Source organism: Rhodoferax sp. RT5P35 (genome assembly GCF_056521385.1).
The window spans coordinates 1-1,284 of the sequence record NZ_JBWMAX010000185.1; the positions used below are offsets into that span (position 1 = coordinate 1).

General features: G+C 65.1%; 1 protein-coding gene. It reads right to left on the reverse strand.

Annotated features, from left to right (window positions below):
- The coding region (locus tag AC097L_RS24795; RefSeq protein ID WP_479589377.1) for a diguanylate cyclase domain-containing protein at nucleotides 1-1,284 on the reverse strand (1,284 nt) is incomplete at both ends.

Sequence of the window (1,284 nt, forward strand, 5' to 3'; positions counted from 1 at the left end):
ACGTACATGGCCACCTCGGCTCGGCCCAGCAGGGTGTCCAGATCCTGCGCGTCCTGCGGCCAACAGGCGATGCCCATGCTGGCGCTCTGGTCCACCGGCTGGTCGCCCACCCGGAACGGGGCTTCAAACGCGAGGGCAATGGCCTGGGCCACCTGGATGGCGGCATCGGCATCGGCGTGGTGCAGCAGCACCGAGAACTCGTCGCCCCCGAGCCGGGCGACCAGCGCACCGTCGTCCATACAGTCCAGCAGACGCGCGGTGACGGCTTTGAGCAGTTGGTCGCCCTCGGCATAGCCGAGGATGTCGTTGACGTGCTTGAAGCGGTCCAGGTTGAGGGTGATGACGGCCAGCGGCGGCTGTAGGCTGCCGCCGGTGGCCGGGCGGTGCTCCATTTCACTTTTCAGCAGTTTGCGAAAGTTCAGCCGATTGGGCAGCTGGGTCAGGTCGTCCCAGTAGGCCAGTTTTTCGATCTGGGTTTTGTCGTCGGCGATGTCGTTGCGCATCTGGTCAAAGGCTTTGGCCAGATCGCCGATTTCGTCGCGCCGCTCGGTGTGGTGTACCGGCTGGTCGTAGGTGCCATCGCTTAGGCGTTTGGCATCGCGGGCCAGTGACTGCAGGGGCTGGGTGACGCTGCGGGCGGTCACGGTGCTGACCAGGCCAAACAGCAGCAGGCCCAGGGCAGTGATCCACCACATGGTTCTTTTCAGGGCTTCGTAGGGTGCCAGCAATTGGCTGAGCGAGCGCAGCAGCACCGTTTGCGCACTGCCGGCCACTGCCTGCAGGTCGATGGTTTGCGCCACCAGGGTGTCGCCGCCGATCTCTATCTCATCGGCGGTGCGGTCCGCTGCGAGCAGGCCGGCCAGGTCATTTTTGGGCAGGGTTGACAGGCTGATGTGCAGCGGCTTGGCGGGGGTTTCCTGGGTCAGCAGCGCGACATCCAGGCCGGAGCTCTTCTTCATGGCCAGGGCCATGGCTTCGTCGATACGGAACCCTACCAGTACCGACTCTGCCAGGGGGGCGCGCATTTTGACCAGCACAAACTGGTAGGCGGTATCACCGACCAGCGTGACCTTGGTGTCCTGCTTGCTGTTCGCCAGGGGCGGGATGATGTGGGGCAGCACGTCGACCACGTCCTTGGCAGCGGGCGTGCGGTTGCTGGCGATCAGCTGGAGCTGGGGGTCGAGCAGGGCGGTGATGACGGTGGGGCCGATGCGTCCGCCCTGGGTGTCCAGCACATCCCGGCTGGTTTCGACCAGGATGTCTTTGCCTTCTGCGTTGGCGGCG